Source organism: Streptomyces sp. DH-12, from assembly GCF_002899455.1.
Lineage (GTDB): Bacteria > Actinomycetota > Actinomycetes > Streptomycetales > Streptomycetaceae > Streptomyces.
The window spans coordinates 5,493,222-5,508,214 of the sequence record NZ_PPFB01000001.1 but is presented as its reverse complement, the minus strand read 5'-3'; the positions used below and the strand labels follow the sequence as shown (position 1 = coordinate 5,508,214).

The following is a 14,993-nucleotide window of genomic DNA, read 5'->3' as shown; positions in this document are numbered from 1 at the left end:
GCGTCTTCGGGTGACGGGCCTCGTGCGCGGGTGCGACGGGGCCCCGTCACCGGGGAGTGGGACGTCTCACACCACGGCCCGGCGTCTCGTACGGCCCCGACAAGTGCGAGGATAGGGCTCGGCAGGACAGGGCCCCACACAAGGGCCGAGAACATAGAGCGGCCGGACACCAGCCGCCGACCGGTCACTGGAGACCGGCGTGGCGCAATGCATGGAGGACGTGACGTGGCGAACGACGCCAGCACCGTTTTCGACCTAGTGATCCTCGGCGGTGGCAGCGGTGGGTACGCCGCGGCCCTGCGCGGGGCGCAGCTGGGCCTGGACGTCGCCCTGATCGAGAAGGGCAAGGTCGGCGGTACCTGCCTGCACAACGGATGCATCCCCACCAAGGCCCTGCTGCACGCGGGTGAGATCGCCGACCAGGCCCGCGAGAGCGAGCAGTTCGGTGTGAAGGCCACCTTCGAGGGCATCGACATCGCGGCCGTCCACAAGTACAAGGACGACGTCATCGCCGGCCTGTACAAGGGTCTCCAGGGGCTGATCGCCTCCCGCAAGGTCACCTACATCGAGGGCGAGGGCCGGCTGTCCTCCCCCACCTCCGTCGACGTGAACGGCCAGCGCGTCCAGGGCCGCCACGTCCTGCTGGCGACCGGCTCCGTGCCGAAGTCGCTGCCGGGCCTGGAGATCGACGGCGACCGGATCATCTCCTCCGACCACGCCCTGGTCCTGGACCGCGTGCCCAAGTCCGCGATCGTCCTGGGCGGCGGCGTCATCGGGGTCGAGTTCGCGTCCGCGTGGAAGTCGTTCGGCACCGACGTCACGATCATCGAGGGCATGAAGCACCTCGTCCCGGTCGAGGACGAGAACAGCTCCAAGCTGCTCGAGCGCGCGTTCCGCAAGCGCGGCATCAAGTTCAACCTGGGCACCTTCTTCGAGAAGGCCGAGTACACCCAGGACGGTGTCAAGGTCACCCTGGCGGACGGCAAGGAGTTCGAGGCCGAGGTCCTGCTCGTCGCCGTCGGCCGCGGCCCGGTCTCGCAGGGCCTGGGCTACGAGGAGGCCGGGGTCGCGATGGACCGCGGCTACGTCCTGGTCGACGAGTACATGCGGACGAACGTCCCGACGATCTCCGCCGTCGGCGACCTCGTCCCGACGCTCCAGCTCGCGCACGTCGGCTTCGCCGAGGGCATCCTGGTCGCGGAGCGGCTGGCCGGTCTGAAGACCGTCCCGATCGACTACGACGGTGTCCCGCGGGTGACGTACTGCCACCCGGAGGTCGCCTCCGTCGGCATCACCGAGGCCAAGGCCAAGGAGATCTACGGCGCGGACAAGGTCGTCGCTCTGAAGTACAACCTGGCGGGCAACGGCAGGAGCAAGATCCTGAAGACCGCGGGCGAGATCAAGCTCGTCCAGGTCAAGGACGGTGCGGTGGTCGGCGTCCACATGGTCGGCGACCGTATGGGCGAGCAGGTCGGCGAGGCCCAGCTGATCTACAACTGGGAGGCGCTGCCGGCCGAGGTGGCCCAGCTCATCCACGCCCACCCGACGCAGAACGAGGCGCTCGGCGAGGCCCACCTGGCCCTGGCCGGCAAGCCCCTCCACTCCCACGACTGACGCCCTCAGTCACCGGGCGCGACGACACAGACTTCCGCACTTCTAAGGAGCAACCGAAACCATGGCGGTTTCCGTAACCCTTCCGGCGCTCGGCGAGAGCGTCACCGAGGGCACTGTCACCCGCTGGCTGAAGGCCGAGGGCGAGCGCGTCGAGGCCGACGAGCCGCTGCTCGAGGTGTCCACCGACAAGGTCGACACCGAGATCCCGGCCCCCGCCTCCGGCGTGCTGTCCTCCATCAAGGTCGCCGAGGACGAGACGGTCGAGGTCGGCGCCGAGCTGGCCCTGATCGACGACGGCAGCGGCGCCCCCGCCGCCGCCGAGGCGCCCGCCGCCGAGCAGGCGGCCCCGCCGGCCCCCGCGCCGGAGCCGCAGGCCCAGCCGTCCACCGAGCAGACCGCCCCGGCCCCGGCGCCCACCGCCGAGGCCTCGTCCGGCGGCGGTTCCGCGCAGGGCACCGACGTGGTCCTGCCGGCGCTCGGCGAGTCCGTCACCGAGGGCACCGTCACCCGCTGGCTGAAGTCGGTGGGCGACACCGTCGAGGCCGACGAGCCGCTGCTCGAGGTGTCCACCGACAAGGTCGACACCGAGATCCCCGCCCCCGCGTCCGGCACCCTGCTGGAGATCGTGGTCGGCGAGGACGAGACCGCCGAGGTCGGCGCGAAGCTCGCCGTCATCGGCGAGGCCGGCGCCGCTCCGGCCGCCGCCCCCGCCCAGGAGGCCCCGGCCGCCCCGGCGCAGCCCGAGCCGGCCCCCGCGCAGCCCGAGCCGGCCCCGGCTCCGGAGCCCACGCCGGCTCCGGCCCCGCAGCAGGCGGCTCCGGCCCCGCAGCAGGCGGCTCCGGCCCCGCAGCCGGCCGCCCCCGCCCCGGCCCCGGCTCCGCAGCAGGCCGCCCCGGCTCCGGCTCCGCAGCCGGCCGCTCCCGCCCCGGCTCCGGCGGCTCCGGCCCCGCAGGCTCCCGCGGCTGAGGCCCCGGCCGCCGCCAAGGGCTCGGACGACGGCGCCTACGTGACCCCGCTGGTGCGCAAGCTCGCCGCCGAGAACGGCGTCGACCTGTCCACCGTCAAGGGCACCGGCGTCGGCGGCCGCATCCGCAAGCAGGACGTGCTCGCCGCCGCCGAGGCGGCCAAGGCCGCCGCGCCGGCCCCGGCCGCCGCCGCTCCGGCCGCCTCGAAGAAGGCCCCGGCGCTGGAGGCGTCCCCGCTGCGCGGCCAGACCGTGAAGATGCCGCGGATCCGCAAGGTCATCGGCGACAACATGGTCAAGGCCCTGCACGAGCAGGCCCAGCTGTCCTCGGTCGTCGAGGTCGACGTCACCCGTCTGATGAAGCTGCGCGCCCGGGCCAAGGACGCGTTCGCGGCGCGCGAGGGCGTCAAGCTCTCCCCGATGCCGTTCTTCGTCAAGGCCGCGGCCCAGGCGCTGAAGGCCCACCCGGTCATCAACGCCAAGATCAACGAGGCCGAGGGAACCATCACCTACTTCGACACCGAGAACATCGGTATCGCGGTGGACTCCGAGAAGGGCCTGATGACCCCGGTCATCAAGAACGCCGGCGGCCTCAACATCGCCGGCATCGCCAAGGCCACGGCGGAGCTGGCGGGCAAGGTCCGCGGCAACAAGATCACCCCGGACGAGCTGTCCGGCGCGACCTTCACCATCTCCAACACCGGGTCGCGCGGCGCGCTCTTCGACACGATCATCGTGCCGCCGGGCCAGGTCGCGATCCTCGGCATCGGCGCCACGGTCAAGCGTCCGGCCGTCATCGAGACCGAGGAGGGCACGGTCATCGGCGTCCGCGACATGACCTACCTGACCCTCTCCTACGACCACCGCCTGGTGGACGGCGCCGACGCGGCCCGTTACCTGACGGCGGTCAAGGCGATCCTGGAGGCCGGCGAGTTCGAGGTCGAGCTCGGTCTGTGAACCGGGCGGTGACCACGGACCGCTGATCAGGTCCCTCGGTGCCCCCGTCCGGAAGCCCTCGCGGCTTCCGGGCGGGGGCACCGTCACATGGGGCGTGTAAGTCTCGTCTCACCTGGGCGAGAGCGCCCCCGCGCGCCCCACCCGGGCGGGTTCCCGGCCGTATTGTCTATTCGTCAAAGCCCCCCGGGGGCCCGCGGGCCCCGCTAAGGAGCCCGTCATGACCGCGCCCGTCGTCCACTCGCTGCGCGAACAGATCCGCGAGCACATCCTGGAAGGGATCATCAGCGGGCGCTGGAAGCCGGGCGAGCGGATCGTGGAGCGGCGCATCGCGACCGAGCTGGAGGTCAGCCAGACGCCCGTGCGGGAGGCGCTGCGCGAGCTGGAGTCGCTGCGGCTGATCGAGTCGGCGCCGAACAAGGGCGTGCGGGTGCGGAACCTGACCGCGGCCGACCTGGAGGAGAGCTACCCGGTCCGGGCCGGTCTGGAGGCGATCGCGGCGGAGCTGGCGGCGGGGCGGCTGGCGGAGGACTGCTCGGCGCTGGAGCCGCACGTGGCCGCGCTGTACGAGGCGGACCGGCTGTCCGACGGGACCGCGCAGGTGCGGCACACGGTGGCGTTCCACCGGGAGCTGGTGCGGGCGGCGGGGAACTCGGTGCTGCTGCACACGTGGGAGGGGCTGGGGATCGAGGTGTTCACGGCGCTGTCGATACGGTGGCTGGGCACCGTGCAGCAGTCCTACGCGGAGGAGCACGAGGAACTGGTCGCGGCGTTCCGCCGCCGCGACCCGCGCATCGCGGAACTGGTCAAGTCGCACGTACTGGGGTGCGCGCCCCGCGCCTGAAGGGGCGCGGGGAACTGCGCGGTCGGCTCCACCGGCCCGCGGTCGTCCCGCCTGCGGGCCCCGCGCTCCCACGCGCGACACCCCTCTCACCTGCGCGGACCCGCCGCATCGCCGTCACCGCGTGCCACCGCCGAAGGCACCCCGTGCCGACTTTCTCCAGATCAAGAGATTTTGCCCCTCAACCCTTTGATCGATCATCGATCACGGAGTTATTGTCGCCTGCGGACTTCCACCGAAGTCCACAGCCCTGTCCTGCCAAAGACCAAGGGCACCCCCGAACCCTTTGAGGGCACCCCCTTCGACTGAGGAAGGCGGCGACATGACCGACCCCAACGCCATCCAGCCGAGCGAGCTCGACCAGCTCCCGGACCGCGACCCCGAGGAGACCGCCGAGTGGCAGGCCTCCCTGGACGCCGTTGCCGCGGCGGCCGGGCCGCACCGTGCCGCGTACCTGATGCGCCGTACGCTGGAGCGTGCCGAGGGCGCCGGCGTCGCGCTGCCCAAGCTGCTCGAGACCGACTACGTCAACACCATCCCCACCGCGGCCGAGCCCGCCGTGGACGGCGACGAGGCGATGGAGCAGCGCATCACCGCCTGGAACCGCTGGAACGCGGCGGCGATGGTGACCCGTGGCAGCAAGTACGGCGTCGGCGGCCACATCGCCACCTTCGCCTCGGCCGCGTGGCTCTACGAGACCGGCTTCAACCACTTCTTCCGCGGCAAGGAGGGGGACGGCTCCGGCGACCAGCTCTACATCCAGGGCCACGCCTCCCCCGGCATCTACGCCCGCGCCTTCCTCGACGGCCGGATCAGCGAGGAGCAGCTCGACAACTTCCGCCGCGAGGCCGGCGGCAACGGTCTGCCGTCCTACCCGCACCCGCGGCGCCTGCCCTGGCTGTGGGAGTTCCCCACCGTGTCGATGGGCCTCGGCCCGATCTCCGCGATCTATCAGGCGCGCTTCAACCGCTACCTGACCAACCGCGGCATCAAGGACGTCTCCGACTCCCACGTGTGGGCGTTCCTCGGCGACGGCGAGATGGACGAGCCCGAGTCGACGACCGCGCTCACCCTGGCCGCCCGCGAGCAGCTGGACAACCTGACCTTCGTCGTCAACTGCAACCTGCAGCGCCTCGACGGCCCGGTCCGCGCCAACTTCAAGATCGTGCAGGAGCTGGAGGCCCAGTTCCGCGGCGCCGGCTGGAACGTCATCAAGACGCTGTGGGGCACCGCCTGGGACGAGCTGTTCCGGCTCGACACCACGGGCGCCCTGGTCCGCCGCCTCCGCGAGGTGCCGGACGCGCAGGTGCAGACGTACCAGACGCGTGACGCCGCCTACATCCGCGAGGACTTCTTCGGCAAGGACCCGGCGCTCGTCGAGATGGCGAAGCTGCTCAGCGACGACAAGATCCTGGAGTGCTTCCACGTCTCCCGCGGCGGCCACGAGCCCCGCAAGGTGTACGCCGCGTACAGGGCCGCGCTCTCCCACAAGGGCGCGCCGACCGTGATCCTGGCGCAGACCGTCAAGGGCCACACCCTCGGTGAGGGCTTCGCCTCGAAGAACGCCAACCACCAGATGAAGAAGCTGACGGTGGACGAGTTCAAGGCGATGCGCGACCGCCTGGAGCTGCCGATCCCGGACTCCCGGTTCACCGACGGCGTGGTGCCCTACGCGCACCCGGGCGCCGACTCCCCCGAGGTCCGCTACCTCCAGGAGCGCCGCGCCGCCCTCGGCGGTCCCGCCCCGGCCCGCCGGGTGCACCCGGTCGCGCCGCTGCCGCAGCCTGCCGACAAGGCGTTCACCGCCTTCGACAAGGGCTCCGGCTCGCAGAACGTGGCCACCACGATGGCGTTCGTCCGCCTGGTCAAGGACCTGGTCCGCGACAAGGAGACCGGCAGGCGCTGGGTGCCGATCGTCCCCGACGAGGCGCGCACCTTCGGCATGGAGAGCCTCTTCCCGTCCCTCGGCATCTACTCGCCGATGGGCCAGACGTACGAGCCGGTCGACCGTGACCAGCTGATGTACTACAAGGAAGCCAAGAACGGCCAGATCTTCAACGAGGGGATCACCGAGGCCGGCGCCATGGCCGAGTTCATCGCCGCCTCGACGTCGTACGCGACGCACGGCGAGACGATGATCCCGTTCTACATCTACTACTCGATGTTCGGCTGGCAGCGCACCGGTGACCAGATGTGGCAGCTCGGCGACCAGCTCGGCCGCGGCTTCCTGGTCGGCGCCACCGCGGGCCGCACCACGCTGACCGGTGAGGGCCTCCAGCACGCCGACGGCCACTCCCCCGTCATCGCGGCGACCAACCCGGCCGCCCTGACGTACGACCCGGCGTTCGCGTACGAGATCGCGGTCATCGTCAAGGAGGGTCTGCGCCGGATGTTCGGCGAGGCGAAGCCGGGCGAGGACCAGGACGTCTTCTACTACCTGACCGTCTACAACGAGCCGCTGCCGCAGCCCGCGAAGCCGCAGGCGGACGGCATCGACGAGGGCATCGTCAAGGGCCTGTACCGCTTCAACACGGCGGAGTCCGCGGGCCTGTCCCCCGCCGCCAACGCCCCGCGCATCCAGCTGCTGGGCTCCGGCACGGCGATCCACTGGGCGCTGAAGGCGCAGGCGATGCTCGCCGAGGAGTGGGGCGTGGCCGCCGACGTGTGGTCCGCCACCTCGTGGACCGAGCTGCGGCGCGACGCGATGGAGGCCGACGAGGCCCTGCTGCGCGGCGAGGAGCGGGTGCCGTACGTCCGGCAGGCGCTCCAGGGCGCCGACGGCCCGGTGCTGGCGGTGTCCGACTACATGCGCCAGGTCCCGGACCAGATCGCGCAGTGGGTCGAGCAGGACTACACCTCGCTCGGCGCCGACGGCTTCGGTCTGTCGGACACCCGTGAGGCGGCCCGCCGCCACTTCGGCGTGGACGCCGAGTCCATCGTCGTCGCGGCCCTGGCCCAGCTCGCCCGCCGCGGCGAGGTGCAGGCCACCGCGGTGAAGGAGGCCCGGGAGAAGTACGGCCTGTAGAACCCGGATCGCGGGGAGCCCCCGTCGTCACGCGTGCGCGCGGGGCGGCGGGGGCCTCTTGCATGATGGGCGCATGCGTGCTGCCCGATTGATCAAGATGGTGCTGCTGCTGCAGTCCCGGCCCTCCATGACCGCCGCCGAACTGGCCCGGGAGCTGGAGGTGTCGGAGCGGACGGTCACCCGGGACGCGCAGGCCCTGTCCGAGGCGGGCGTGCCGGTGTACGCGGACCGGGGGCGGATCGGCGGCTACCGGCTGGTCGGCGGGTACCGGACCCGGCTGACGGGGCTGGCCCGCAGCGAGGCGGAGGCGCTGTTCCTGTCCGGGGTGCCGGGCGCGCTGCGCGAGATGGGCCTGGAGGACGTGGCCTCGGCGGCCCGGCTGAAGGTGTCCGCCGCGCTGCTGCCGTCGCTGCGGGACGCCTCCCGGACGGCCGCGCAGCGGTTCCACCTGGACGCGCCGAACTGGTTCCGCGAGCCGGAGACGCCGGAGCTGCTGCCGGTCGTGGCGGACGCGGTGTGGGACGACCGGCGCATCACCGCCCGCTACCGGCGCGGGGCGGGCGGGCGACGGCGCGAGGTGGAGCGGGAGCTGGAGCCGTACGGGCTCGTGCTGAAGGCGGGCGTCTGGTACCTGTGCGCGCGGGTCGCGGGGCGGGACTCCTTCCGGGTGTACCGGATCGACCGGTTCACGGCGGTGGAGCCGGGCGAGGAGCGGTTCGAGCGGGCGGAGGACTTCGAGTTGCCCGCGTTCTGGGAGGAGCGGGCGGAGCAGTTCGCGCGGTCGATCCTGCGGGCGGACGTGGTGGTGCGGCTGACGGCGGAGGGGATGCGGAGGCTGCCGTACGCGGTGGACCCCCTGTCGGCGCGGGAGGCGCTGGAGGGGGTGGCGGAGCCGGGGGACGGGGAGCGGGTCACCGTGAAGCTGCCGGTGGAGTCGGAGGAGGTGGCGCGGGTGCAGTTGGCTTCGCTGGGGGCGGAGGTGGAGGTGGTGGAGCCGGTGTCGTTGCGGGAGTTCTTCGCCTCCGAGGCGGAGCGGTCGGTGCGGCTGTACCGGGAGTGAGGTGCCGGAGGCGCGCGTTCGTTTTGTTCGCCCCCTCCGCCCCTCCCCCTCCCGTCCCCGGGGCTTCGCCCCCGGACCCCCGTTTGCGCAGTTCCCCGCGCCCCTGGAGGAGCGCGGGGCGATGCTGGTTGTCGTGATGGACGAGACGGAGTTCTGGGCGTTGGTGGACGGGGCTCGGGAGGACGCCGAGGGGGATCCCGGGGAGCAGGCCGATCTGCTCGTGGAGCGGCTCGTGCTGCTGGACCCCGAGGCCGTGCTGGACTTCGCCCGTCACTTCGAGGCGCGCTACCGGCGTGCCTACCGCTGGGACCTGTGGGGCGCCGCGTGGGTGCTGCTGGACGGGGCGAGCGACGACGCCTTCGACTTCTTCCGGTGCTGGCTGATCGGCCAGGGCCGCGAGGTGTTCGAGGGCGTGCTGCACGACCCGGACGCGCTGGCCGGGCTGCTCGGCGACTTCGACGAGGAGACCGACGGCGACGGCGAGGATCTCGGCTACGCGGCCGACGAGGCGTACGAGCAGCTCACCGGGCTGGTGATGCCCGACCTCGGCCTCCCCCCGGCTCCGGCGGAGCCGGAGGGCACGCCGCTCGACCTCGAGGACGAGGCGCTGCTCGCCGCGCGCTGCCCGCGGCTGTGGGAGAGGTTCCGCGGGGACCGAGCCGCAGGGCGCGGACGCCGGGCGCCGGTCACAGACGCCGGTGGGGGCTCGGCGCGTGGCGCAGAGGGGCCGCGTTGGCCTGCATGAGGGCGGTGGCCGTGGAGGCCGCGGGTCCGAGGACGACGGCCGCCGCGGCGCACAGCGCGGTCCAGGGGCGGCGCAGGGCGTCCGCCCACGTGGTACTTCGGTCAGGGGTGTCGCTCATGGGCTCAGCTCTTCGTTCCGTGCGTCGTCCGTCGCGGTGACGCGTCGTGTGTCGGTGCCGGCGTCCCGGCCGGGGCCGGTTCCGGCGTCGCGGCCCTGGAGACGGGCCGCGAGGTCCCTGATCTCCGGGAGCCGCGCGTGCAGGGCGGCGCCCGGGCAGTCGGTCATGTAGCCGTCGCTGTGCCCCGCGACGGCGGGCAGGGTGGCGGTGGTGCCGGCCGCGTACCGGCTGCCGCCGTTGCTGGAGACCAGCCGCACCTCGGCGCGCGGGTCGGTGCCGGAGGGGCCGAGCTTCCAGGCGGTCACCGCGGCGATCGCGCGCAGCATCACGTCCGGTACCTCCGTGCCCTCGGTGAAGGTGCCGAGGGCGGCGATGCCGGCGGTGCGGTGGTTGAAGCCCTGGGTGTGGGCGCCGGTGACGGGACGGTCGGCGCCGCCCGCGCGGCCCTCGTAGACGGTGCCGCAGCGGTCGACGACGAAGTTGTAGCCGAGGTCGTCCCAGTCCCGCCCCTGGGTCTGCCCCTCGTACAGCGCCCGGATGATGCCGGGGGCGTCGGCGCAGTCGTACCCGTTGGGCGAGTCGGTGTGGTGGAGGAACACGGCGACGACCTGGTCGTCGTAGCGCGGCGGGGGCTGGTCGCGGGCCGCGTCGCCGAGCCATGCCGCGCGCGGCACGATGTCCGGCCGGGGCGCGTGGAAGGCGGGCGCGGGACGGGCGGCGGCCCGGGCGGCGGACTCGGCGGCCCGTTCCACGCCCTGGGCGCTCAGCACCAGCGCGACGGCGGCGGCCGCGCCCGGGACGAAGCCGAGGGGCGCGGTGACCGCCCGGGGCAGCCGCGTGCGGCCGGGCCCGCCGGGTATCCGGGGCGGGCGGGGTTTCCGCGCGCCGCGCGGTCTCCTGGGGACACGCATGGTCTCACTGTGGGTGCGGCCGGCGAGGCGCGCGACATCTGCTCTGCCAGTCGGTGGACAGCCGGTGGAACCATCGTCCCGGTGCGTGACGTTCTCCCGGTGCACGCGCGCCTCGCGGGCGCCCTCCCCGCGTCCGGGCGGCGCGTGGCTGATCACCGGGCCCCCGGGCCCCGTATTGAGGGTCGGTGGTCCCGAGAGAAAGGCGGCGTGCGTGGATCTGCTCGACATCCTGCTGATGCTGGTCGTCCTGGCCTATGCGGCGTCCGGTCACCGGCGCGGGCTGGTCGCCGGCTGTGTGTCCCTGGCCGGTTTCGTGGGCGGCGCGGTCGCCGGCGTGTGGATCCTGCCGTGGGTGATGGACCTGGTGACGCCGGGGACGACGCGGGCGACGGTGACGGCGGTGGTCACGGTGCTGCTGCCGGCCGTGGTGGGGCACGAACTGGCGGGGCGGCTGGGGCTGCGGCTGCGCCGGGAGCTGGACCGGGGGCCGCTGCGGGCGGCGGACGGGGTCGGCGGGGCCGCGGCGAACGCGGTGGCGGTGCTGATCGTGGCGTGGGTGGCGGCGAGCGTGCTGGGCGCGTCCTCGTCGCCGCTGGTCACGTCGGCGATCCGGGACTCGCGGCTGCTCGGCGCGGTGCAGGACGCGATGCCGGACACCACGCCGGCCTGGTTCTCGCGGGCCACGTCGGCGCTGACCGAGGCGGGTTTCCCGCAGGTGTTCAACCCGTTCGAGAACGAGTCGGCCGCGGAGGTCGCCGCGCCGACCGGGGACAACGTCACGGCGGCCGCCACCCGCGCGGCGCAGCGCAGCACGGTGAAGGTCGAGGGGGTCGCCGGCGTCCAGGGCCGCGAGGGCAGCGGGTTCGTGTACGCGCGGGAGCGCGTGATGACCAACGCGCACGTGGTGGCGGGCATCGACGAGCCCACCGTGCGGGTGGGCGGGGTCGGACGGACGTACGAGGCGCGGGTGGTGCTGTTCGACCCGCGGACGGACGTGGCCGTGCTGTACGTGCCGGATCTGCGGGCGCCGGTGCTGGCCTTCGACGACGACGCCGGGCGGGGCGCGGCGGCGGTGGTGGCGGGCTATCCGCAGGACGGCGACCTGAATCTGCAGGCGGCGACGGTCGCGGCGCGGGTGCAGGCGCGGGGGCAGAACATCTACAACGACGCCCCGGTCACCCGGGAGATCTACTCGATCCGCTCCACGGTCCGGCCCGGCAACTCCGGCGGTCCGCTGCTGACCACCGACGGGCGGGTGTTCGGCGTGGTGTTCGCGCGGTCCACCTCGGACGCGGAGACGGGGTACGTGCTGACGGCGGACGAGGTGGCGGACGAGGCCGCGCGGGCGGCCACGGCGACCGCGCCGGTGGACACGGGGCAGCCGGTGACGTCGTAGCGGGAGCCGCCGGTCAGAGGAGGCTCCGCCCCATCAGGACGTCGTCGACGTAGCGGCCGCCGACGTGGAACTCGCCGGGCAGCACGCCCTCCACGGCGAAGCCCTCGGACGCGTACAGCGTGCGGGCGACGGTGTTGGGGCCGAGGACCCGCAGGGTGATCCGGCGGGCTCCCCGGCGGCGGGCCTCGGCGACGGCGGCCCGCACCAGCGCCCGGCCGGCGCCCTTGCCGCGGGCCTCCGCCGCGACGGCCAGGCCGCAGATCTGCAGCACGTGCGCGTGGGACTCCAGGGCCGTGGGCCGCAGGAGCCGGACGTAGCCGACGGCCCGTCCGTCGTGCTCGGCGACGAGATGGGCGTCCGGGCCGCACGTCGGGCGGAAGAAGGGCTCGTCGGGTCCGGGCGGCGCCGGCCGGACCTCGTGCAGCGGCGACCAGGTCTCCCGGTCCAGACGGGCCAGGGCGTCCTCGTCGTCGGGGCGGGCGGGACGTATGAGCGGTTCCGGCATGCGCGTCACTCTACGGCTCCACGTGGCGTCCCCACCGTGAATATCTTCGTGACCGGGGCAGGATGGACGCCATGGAACATGCGCGGATCGCGGTGGCCGGGGCGTCCGGACTGATCGGCTCCGCCCTGGTGCGGTCGCTGACGGCGGACGGGCACACGGTGGTGCGGCTGGTGCGCCGGGCGCCCCGGTCGGCGGACGAGGTCCGCTGGGACCCCGGGCGGGGCGCCGTGGACGCGGCGGGGCTCGCCGGGTGCGACGCGGTGGTGAACCTGGCGGGCGCCGGGGTGGGCGACCGGCGCTGGACGGACGCGTACAAGGAGCTGATCCGCTCCAGCCGGGTGCGGGGGACGACCGCGCTCGCCGAGGCGGTCGCCGGGCTGCCCGAGGACGCCCGGCCGCGGGTGTTCCTGAACGGCAGCGCGATCGGCTACTACGGCGAGACCGGCGACCGGGCGGTGGACGAGAGCGCGCCTCCGGGCGAGGGGTTCCTGCCGGAGGTGTGCGTGGAGTGGGAGGCCGCCGCGGCGCCGGCCCGGGAGGCGGGCGTGCGGACCGTGTTCGCGCGCACCGGGCTCGTGGTGGCGCGCGGGGGCGGGGCGTGGGGGCGGCTGTTCCCGCTGTTCCGGGCCGGTCTGGGCGGGCGGCTCGGGAACGGGCGGCAGTACTGGTCGTACATCGCGCTGCACGACGAGGTGGCGGCGCTGCGGCATCTCCTGGACTCCGAGGGGCTGTCCGGGCCGTTCAACCTGACGGCCCCCGAGCCGCTGACGAACCGTGAGATCACCGCGGCGATGGCGCACGTCCTCAGGCGTCCCGCCGTGTTCGCGGTGCCGGCGCCGGTGCTGCGGACGGTGCTCGGCGAGATGGCGGGGGACGTGCTGGGAAGCGCGCGGGTGGTGCCCACGCGGCTGCTGGAGTCGGGGTTCCGGTTCGCCTTCCCGCGGATCGAGGGGGCGGTCAGGGCGGCGCTGTGAGGGACGCCGTGGGGGCGACCGCGCACGGGCGCGGCCTGACGGCACCGGGCAGCGACCTCCTCTGACCCCTCTGCCACCGGATCGTGCCGGCACGGGGCGCGTATGCGACCGTCGTGCGCCCGTGCACGGTGCGTGCGCGCCTGACCCGGCGACCGGGCACAGACCTAACCTCGAGCCGAACTCGGGTATCCCTGGGGCCTGTTGAGGGCATGACGTCTCCAGCGCCCGCGCAACCTCGAGGAGGGGCACGTGCTAGAGCCCACGTACCAGGCGGACGTCGTCGTCGTGGGAGCCGGGGTGGCCGGACTCTCCGCGGCACGACGACTGACCAGCGCAGGAATGTCCACCGTCGTCCTGGAGGCCGCCCATGAGGTGGGGGGCCGCATGGCGACCGAGCAGGTCGACGGCTTCCGTCTGGACAGAGTCGGCCGGCTGCTGTCCACGGCATGCGCCGAACTGCACGTCACCCCGGGGCTGGAGGACCTGGTGCTGCGGCCGTTCGCGCCCGGTGTCCTGCTGCACAGCGACGGGCGACATCATCGTGCCGGGACGCGGGCGGGCACCCGGCGCGCACGGGGAGCACGGAGCGCGAGGAGCACACTCCACGCGGTGCGCGCCCTGGCGAGCGCCCCGCTGCCGGGGCCGCGCAGGCCCGCGGCGGTGCCCGGACGGCAGGTGTCCGTGCCCCGCAACCGGGGCGGCGCCCCGCTGGGCACGGCACTGGACCAGGCCCGGCTGGGGGCCGCGCTGAACCGGCTGGCGGGCACGTCGGCGGAGCGGCTGCTGGCCCGCCCCGAGACGACCGCCGCCGAGGCGCTGCACGGCCGGGGCCTGCCCGCCCGCACCGTCGACGGCTTCCTGCGCCCCTTGCTCGCCGCCCTGTTGTGCGACCCGGAGCTCACCACGTCCAGCAGGCCGGCGGACCTCGCCCTGCGGGACTTCGCGAGCGGACGGCTGTGTCTGCCGGAGGGCGGGACGGAGGCGCTGCCGCGGCTGCTGGCGCGGGCGCTGCCGCCGGGCACGGTGCGCACGGGGGTGCGGGTCACCTCCGTGTCGACGACGTCGGTGACCACCGCGGAGCACGGGGAGTTCCGGTGCGCGGCGGTGCTGGTGGCGACCGGCGCGCGGGCCGCCGCGGAACTGCTGCCGGGGCTGCGGGTGCCGGACTTCCACCCGGTGACGGTGGTGCACCACACCACCGACGAGCCGCCCGGCACGGACACCTCGCTGCTGCTGGACGCGGACCGGGGCGGGCCGGTGGCGCACACGGCGCTCGTCAGCGCGGTCGACCCGTCCCGCGCCCCGGCCGGCCGCACGCTGGTGACCTCCACGGTCCTCGGCCCGGCCACGGCGGACACCGACACGGCCGTGCGGATGCACCTGGCGCGGCTGTACGGGGTGCCGACGGCGCGGTGGGAGACGCTGGCGGTACGGCACACCGCCGACGCGGTCCCGGCGATGCGCCCGCCGCACGACCTGCACCGTCCGGTACGGCTCCTGGCCGGCCTGTACGTCTGCGGCGACCACCGCGACAGCGGCACGGTCCAGGGCGCCCTCCGCTCCGCCGACCGCGCGGCCACCGCCCTCCTGACCGACCTGGGAGCGGGCCGCCCGCTGCACACGGCCGACCCCCTCCCCACGGTCCGGGCAGCCTGACCCCCGTGCCGGGCAGGCCCCATGAACCGGCGCCCGCCGACGGTGAACACACCCTCGGCGGGTGCCTTCCACTTCGGGCGCCCCCTGGGAAGAGGCGCGCCCGGCACGCCCATCGGCGCTCGGGACGCCGCGTGGTCCCGCGCGGCGCGCTCCCGGACCGGCTGGGCACGTCCCGCCCGGGCCGGCGGCTCCTCCGTGCCGCGCCCGGTCCGCCCCGAGAACCGCCTCAC

10 protein-coding genes and 1 pseudogene are annotated in these 14,993 nt (G+C 74.2%); 9 read left to right on the top strand and 2 right to left on the bottom strand.

All coding sequences use genetic code 11. The features are described 5' to 3' along the window. Nucleotides 1-225: 225 nt before the first annotated feature. The 6 genes and pseudogenes from lpdA to C1708_RS23665 form a co-directional block, all read left to right on the top strand. Nucleotides 226-1,614 carry a dihydrolipoyl dehydrogenase gene (gene lpdA, locus C1708_RS23690; RefSeq protein ID WP_198602576.1) on the top strand — a complete coding sequence of 463 codons (1,389 nt, stop codon included), beginning with the start codon at nt 226-228 and terminating at the stop codon, nt 1,612-1,614. Between the two features lie 61 nt (nt 1,615-1,675). Continuing rightward, on the top strand, nt 1,676-3,535 hold the full coding sequence (gene sucB / locus C1708_RS23685; protein WP_106414553.1) for a 2-oxoglutarate dehydrogenase, E2 component, dihydrolipoamide succinyltransferase: 1,860 nt from the start codon (nt 1,676-1,678) through the stop codon (nt 3,533-3,535). 217 nt (nt 3,536-3,752) lie between these two features. Continuing rightward, on the top strand, nt 3,753-4,376 hold the full coding sequence (locus C1708_RS23680; RefSeq protein WP_106414552.1) for a GntR family transcriptional regulator: 624 nt from the start codon (nt 3,753-3,755) through the stop codon (nt 4,374-4,376). Nucleotides 4,377-4,695: 319 nt separating this feature from the next. Continuing rightward, nucleotides 4,696-7,398: a pyruvate dehydrogenase (acetyl-transferring), homodimeric type gene (aceE, locus tag C1708_RS23675; RefSeq protein ID WP_106414551.1), complete on the top strand. Its 2,703-nt coding sequence runs from the start codon at nt 4,696-4,698 to the stop codon at nt 7,396-7,398. 73 nt (nt 7,399-7,471) lie between these two features. Further along, nucleotides 7,472-8,458 carry a helix-turn-helix transcriptional regulator gene (locus tag C1708_RS23670; protein WP_106414550.1) on the top strand — a complete coding sequence of 329 codons (987 nt, stop codon included), beginning with the start codon at nt 7,472-7,474 and terminating at the stop codon, nt 8,456-8,458. 136 nt (nt 8,459-8,594) lie between these two features. After that, nucleotides 8,595-9,110: pseudogene (locus C1708_RS23665) on the top strand (DUF4240 domain-containing protein); the annotation flags it as partial. 207 nt (nt 9,111-9,317) lie between these two features. On the opposite strand, the gene C1708_RS23660 reads toward C1708_RS23665, so the two are convergent. Beyond that, nucleotides 9,318-10,232 carry a peptidoglycan recognition protein family protein gene (locus tag C1708_RS23660; protein WP_241911321.1) on the bottom strand — a complete coding sequence of 305 codons (915 nt, stop codon included), beginning with the start codon at nt 10,230-10,232 and terminating at the stop codon, nt 9,318-9,320. Between the two features lie 211 nt (nt 10,233-10,443). On the opposite strand from C1708_RS23660, the gene C1708_RS23655 reads away from it, so the two are divergent. Beyond that, a complete protein-coding gene (locus tag C1708_RS23655) occupies nt 10,444-11,628 on the top strand; it encodes a MarP family serine protease (RefSeq protein ID WP_106414549.1) in 1,185 nt (394 codons plus the stop codon). Between the two features lie 13 nt (nt 11,629-11,641). Here the strand turns inward: C1708_RS23655 and C1708_RS23650 are convergent, their stop codons facing one another. Next, nucleotides 11,642-12,133, bottom strand: coding sequence for a GNAT family N-acetyltransferase (locus tag C1708_RS23650; protein ID WP_106414548.1), 492 nt, complete (start codon nt 12,131-12,133; stop codon nt 11,642-11,644). A gap of 71 nt (nt 12,134-12,204) precedes the next feature. Between C1708_RS23650 and C1708_RS23645 the strand changes: the two genes are divergently transcribed. After that, complete coding sequence (locus C1708_RS23645) at nt 12,205-13,107, top strand: TIGR01777 family oxidoreductase (RefSeq protein ID WP_106416459.1); 903 nt, start codon at nt 12,205-12,207, stop codon at nt 13,105-13,107. 249 nt (nt 13,108-13,356) lie between these two features. Then, the gene (locus tag C1708_RS23640) at nt 13,357-14,763 is read left to right on the top strand and encodes an NAD(P)/FAD-dependent oxidoreductase (RefSeq protein ID WP_106414547.1); all 1,407 of its coding nucleotides are present in this window, start codon (nt 13,357-13,359) and stop codon (nt 14,761-14,763) included. Nucleotides 14,764-14,993 lie beyond the last annotated feature (230 nt).